Origin of the sequence: Candidatus Aeolococcus gillhamiae (assembly GCF_016464765.1) — a bacterium.
Classification (GTDB): domain Bacteria; phylum Chloroflexota; class Dormibacteria; order Aeolococcales; family Aeolococcaceae; genus Aeolococcus; species Aeolococcus gillhamiae.
Window position 1 is genome coordinate 1 of sequence record NZ_JAEKNS010000115.1, and the last position, 4,825, is coordinate 4,825.

Sequence of the window (4,825 nt, forward strand, 5' to 3'; positions counted from 1 at the left end):
GACGCCACCGGCCACCAGCTGCTGTTCCGCTTCGTGGCCGCTGCCTACGAGCGGCGCAGCCTCGGCGTTGGGAGCCACAGGCCGTTCGACCAGTGGGGCACCTTCCTCCCGGAGCACACCACCGCCGTCTCGCTCCTCGACTGAACCACGCTGGGAACCATGGAGGCTCCAACGATTGGAGAACATGGAGCCATGGCAGAAGGCAAGACCCCGACCCAGCGGCGGTACCCGGCAGAGCTGCGCGACCGAGCCATCAGGATGGTCGTCGAGTCACGACAGCAGAGCGGTGACCGCCACGGCGTGATCACACGGGTGGCCCGACAACTGGGCATTGGCCCGGAGTCCCTCAGGAAGTGGGTCCACCGGGCAGACGTGGACGGCGGCCAGCGTGGCGGCACCACGACCGAGGACAAGCAGCGCATCGCCAGCCTCGAGCGCGAGGTGCGGGAACTGCGGCGCGCCAACGAAATACTCAAGTCCGCCTCAGCTTTCTTTGCGCGGGAGCTCGACCCGCGGTTGCCCAGATGACCCGCTACATCGACGACAACAAGGCCACGTTCGGGGTCGAGCCGATCTGCCGCGCGCTGCAGGTTGCCCCGTCGACGTACTACGCCACCAAGGTGAGGCCGCCCTCCGCGCGTGCCCGGCGCGACGCCGAGCTCTGCCCGGTGATCGCCGACATGCATCGCGACAACTTCAGCGTCTACGGACCCCGGAAGATCTGGCGTCAGCTGCACCGCCAGGCCACGCCGGTGGGCCGCGACCGCGTCCGCCGGCTGATGCGCCAGATGCAGCTGCAGGGCGCGGTGCGCGGCAAGGTGAAGCGCACGACCTGGCCGGGGCCCGTGAGTGAGCGCCCCCGCGACCTCGTGGACCGTGCCTTCCGGGCAGCAGCCCCGAACCGGCTCTGGGTCGCCGACCTGACCTACGTCTCGACGTGGTCCGGCTTCGCGTACGTGGCCTTTGTCATCGACGTGTTCAGCCGGCGCATCGTGGGCTGGCGCGTCTCCACCACTCTGCGCACCGGCCTCGCCCTCGACGCCCTGGAGATGGCCATCTGGAGCCGTGGCAGCGACGACCTGAGCGGCCTCATTCATCACTCCGACCGCGGCGGGCAATATCTCGCGATCCGCTACACCGAGCGCCTCGAGGAGGCGGGCGCAGTGGGCTCGGTGGGCTCGCGCGGTGACAGTTATGACAACGCCCTCGCAGAGAGCGTCAACGGCTTGTTCAAGACGGAGCTGGTCCGCCGGCGCGGTCCCTGGCGCAGCACCGACGACCTGGAACTGGCCACTGCGGAGTGGGTCGACTGGTGGAACCAACGGCGGCTGCACAGCGCTTGCGGCGACGTGCCACCCGCAGAGTTCGAGCGCACGTACTACAGTCCAACAGCAACGGCCTCAGTGGCCTGAGAACCAACCCCATTGAGTCTCCATCAAACCCAGCGCGGTTCAGACCGCCTCTTGCATCACGCCGTGGTGGTTGTCACCGAGGGCGAGTCGTTCCGCATGAAGGAGGCAAAGTCGCGAGGAGGTGGCCGCTCACCAAAGACTTGAGACAGCCGACGTCATGGCCAGGGGTGCGGATTTCTGCTTGGCCACAAGTGCGGACTTCTGGATGGCCATTGACAAGCAGTCCACTGTCGGGTGGTGAAGGTGTGTTTGACGTACGCGTCTCTGGGACATCGATGCAGGCGGAGGTCACGTGCGGGTTTCACATCGGGTAATCGCCTCGGTCAGCCGACCTGGAGGACCACAGCGCCGAGGAACTGACTTCCTGCGCTCACCGAGATCATGTACTCACCCGACCGCGGGAAGATCATGTAACCGGTGTCGTCAGTGTGCTGGTCGGCGGGAATCGTGACCACGCGATCGTCGGGGTCGTATGTCCCGTAGCTGAAGTGGATCGGTTGGCCCGTTGCACACTCCGTGCCCCGCACTTGGACCTCGGGGTGCGCCTCCGCGTCTGGATGGATCACGACCTTCGTTAGGCCGCCAAGGACGAATTCCCGCAAGACGGCCTTGCCCGGTGGGCCCGGGCCGAAGGCTGAGAACCACACGGGGCCAGCCCGCGCGAGGGCGTCGCCGGCGAACTCGGGATCTGAGGCTGGGACCACAGTGAGGTCGCTGACAGACCCGCAAACGACGGGGGTGAGGGAGGGGCCGACCGTCGAGGTTAGCGAGGGCGGAGACGTTGTCCCGGTTGGCGATGTGCATGCACTGAGAAGGAGCGCCGACGCTGCCACAGGGATCAGACGAAGCACAACTCGTACTTCTACTCCTAACCGGCCGCGTCGACACAACTGTGCCGAAGTGCTGGAGCGACTGGCGTGACCGAACAGCGGAGGTTTTTGGGTGTCTATAACGCAGAAATGATGCGGCTGGTCGCCCACAGTTGGCCGCTCCAAGCGTCACCACGCCATCATTAGCGCAATGCCAGACCCCGCTACATTTCGGTTTCCGCCAGGCCCACCAACTATGGCCGGCGAAGCGCTATTTCTACGTCGGCTGGCGATCGAAGATGTTGAGCTCCTGATCGAAGCGTCCCGCGACACTGAAATCATTCGTTGGACGAGAATGCCTGAGAACCTCGACCACGCCACCGCGACTGCACTGCTCGCCCACTGGCGAGACCGTCTCGCTGCTGGGCTTGTCCGGCAGTACGTTATTGCTCCGGATCCGGCAAGTGCGCCAGTTGGGCTGACGTCACTGGTGCTGCAGGATGCCAAGGACCCCTGGTGTGCGGACGTCGTGTACTGGCTTCTGCCGCGCGGACGTCGACTCGGGTTGGCCACCCGAGCGGTGCAACTGCTTCTGCAGTGGGCGTTTGCAACGACCGACCTCCGACGCGTCGCTCTGTACACACTTGAGGGCAACGGGCCGTCCGAGCGCGTCGCGCAGCGCTGTCACTTCCAGTTCGACCAACTCGTGGATGACACGCGCGAGGGCAGGGTGCTCAGGCTCAATCGGTGGACATTGGAGGCTGACCGACCCGACAGGCACCAGGCGAGAAAGTGACCGGCCAACAGAATCGAACAGAGCGGTGTCGTGGTCGCCCGCGTCACGCGGTGTTCGGACTGAGCAAGCTCAACTCCGGACATCTGACGCCGGTCGCCAGGGTGCGCGCGACAATGAGGCCACCCCGATGACCCGTCACACACCTTTCATGTCGGCAGAGCGCGCCGAGCGCATCCGTCGATGGCACGAAGCGGCCTATCAGGCGGCTAAGAGGGAGGGGGCGAGTGGACAAACATTCGAGTACCTTGGCAGGACCATCGTGGTCCCGCCGCAGGTCCAGCCCATCACCGGTGTGTCGCACGTTCTCGGAGAGGCGGTGCTCGCCGATCGGCGGCGGGGTTGGGACTTCGCGAGGCAGTTCTCCCCCAGCCTTTAGGTGACACCCCCGTCCGCATGGGTTGCCGCCCCAATCCGGCGCCGGCCGACCCGCTACTCCGCCGCAGACGTTTCGGTCTCCGGCGCACGGGACGACACACTCGGCAACAGAACGCGCTGCTCCGTACGGGTTGCTAGCCACGCTGCCGAGACAAGCACTACCGCGGCCATGGCGCCGAGGAGAACGCGGTAGTCCGCGATCAGTACCAAACCCGCGCCCACTCCGATCGACAACGTCTGCGTGAGGGTCGCAACGGCATCTGCCGCGGCGAATGTTCGTCCCTGGAGCGTGGCCGGCGTTCGGCGTTGGATCGACGTGGCGAAGGCGACAATCGCCCACGGGAGCCCCGCGCCCGCGATGGCGATGGCCACGGCTGCGACGGGTACCGCGCCAACCATCAGGAGCGCGTCGCCGACCGCGAAGACGGAGAGGCCGACGGCGAGGGTCCGTCCCTCGCCGAGTTTTCGGATGATCCACGGGGCCGTAACCGCGCCGGCAACGGCGCCGCTGCCTTGGAAGGCCATGAGCACGCCGACGAAGGTTGCGGGCTCGTGGAGACCGACCTGTACCACGACGAAGATCACCGTCTCCGTGAAGCCCACTACGAGCATCGCCACTGCCGTCGCGGTGACGATCTGACGCAGCGCGGGCGTGCGCCACACGTGTCGCAGTCCGGCCGATATCTCCGTCATCCACCGGTTCTCCCGTTGGGTCGGCCGTGCCTCGCGGACATGGAGCAGTTGCAGGGTGACAGCTGCGATCACGAATGAGGCGGCGTCGATCACCGCGACCGGCTTTGCCGTGCCCGTCAACGCGACCAATCCAGCACCACCCAGAGGAGCGATCAAGCGACACGCCTCCCGCCCCGTTTGAATGGCGGCATTGGCCGGGGCGAGCAGATCCTCGGGAAGCACGACCGTCAGCAACGCCGATTGAGCGCTTCCCAGAAGAGCACCGCTGGCCCCGTACAGACCGATCACCACATAGACGAGCCACAGCTGGGCCGGACCTTGCACCAGCAAGATCAGGAGAACGGTCGCCGCGGAGGCCAAGTTCACCAACAGCATGAGGGGCCGCCGACGTACGCGATCGACGACCAGACCGCTGAGAGGGCCGGTAAGGTAACCGAGGGAGCACACGAAAAACACCAGGCCGGCGGCCGACGCCGAACCAGTGATCTGTTTCACCCAGATGGCCAGCCCCAGCCAGAGGGTCGTGTCGCCGATCAGCGAGACGACCTGGCCAGATATGTAGAGGGAGGCGTCGCGATGGCGGAGGAGTCCTCTCACGCCCTAGTGGTCCGTCCGGGAAATGACTCGACAACGAGCGATCTTCTCCAGAATGTCTTGGACTGATGCTGTCCAGATGAAGGGTGTGGGATCGGCGTTGTGCACGGAGAGGTACTCCCTGATGGCGGCGATGAGGGCGGGCA

General features: G+C 65.8%; 5 protein-coding genes, 1 pseudogene and 1 other annotated feature. Of the genes and pseudogenes, 4 read left to right on the forward strand and 2 right to left on the reverse strand.

The window, feature by feature from the left end:
* Positions 1–141: pseudogene (locus JF886_RS11120) on the forward strand (ATP-binding protein); the annotation flags it as partial.
* A gap of 51 nt (positions 142–192) precedes the next feature.
* Positions 193–1,412 (forward strand): IS3 family transposase gene (locus tag JF886_RS11125; RefSeq protein WP_337312442.1). Its coding sequence is split into 2 segments (ribosomal slippage): positions 193–496 and positions 496–1,412, totalling 1,221 coding nucleotides; the frame shifts between segments, so codons are not numbered across the junction.
* Positions 486–599, forward strand: a sequence feature (AL1L pseudoknot). (Overlaps the previous gene by 114 nt.)
* Positions 1,413–1,735: 323 nt before the next feature.
* On the opposite strand, the gene JF886_RS11130 is transcribed toward JF886_RS11125, so the two are convergent.
* Complete coding sequence (locus JF886_RS11130; protein WP_337312444.1) at positions 1,736–1,978, reverse strand: hypothetical protein; 243 nt, start codon at positions 1,976–1,978, stop codon at positions 1,736–1,738.
* A 499-nt stretch (positions 1,979–2,477) separates the two neighbouring features.
* Between JF886_RS11130 and JF886_RS11135 the strand changes: the two genes are divergently transcribed.
* Together JF886_RS11135 and JF886_RS11140 are read left to right on the forward strand one after the other, a co-directional pair.
* Entirely contained in the window at positions 2,478–3,017 is a 540-nt protein-coding gene (locus JF886_RS11135; RefSeq protein WP_337312446.1) for a GNAT family N-acetyltransferase, read from the forward strand.
* A gap of 127 nt (positions 3,018–3,144) precedes the next feature.
* The gene (locus JF886_RS11140) at positions 3,145–3,393 is read left to right on the forward strand and encodes a hypothetical protein (protein ID WP_337312448.1); all 249 of its coding nucleotides are present in this window, start codon (positions 3,145–3,147) and stop codon (positions 3,391–3,393) included.
* A 53-nt stretch (positions 3,394–3,446) separates the two neighbouring features.
* Here the strand turns inward: JF886_RS11140 and JF886_RS11145 are convergent, their stop codons facing one another.
* Positions 3,447–4,682: an MFS transporter gene (locus tag JF886_RS11145; RefSeq protein WP_337312450.1), complete on the reverse strand. Its 1,236-nt coding sequence runs from the start codon at positions 4,680–4,682 to the stop codon at positions 3,447–3,449.
* Positions 4,683–4,825 lie beyond the last annotated feature (143 nt).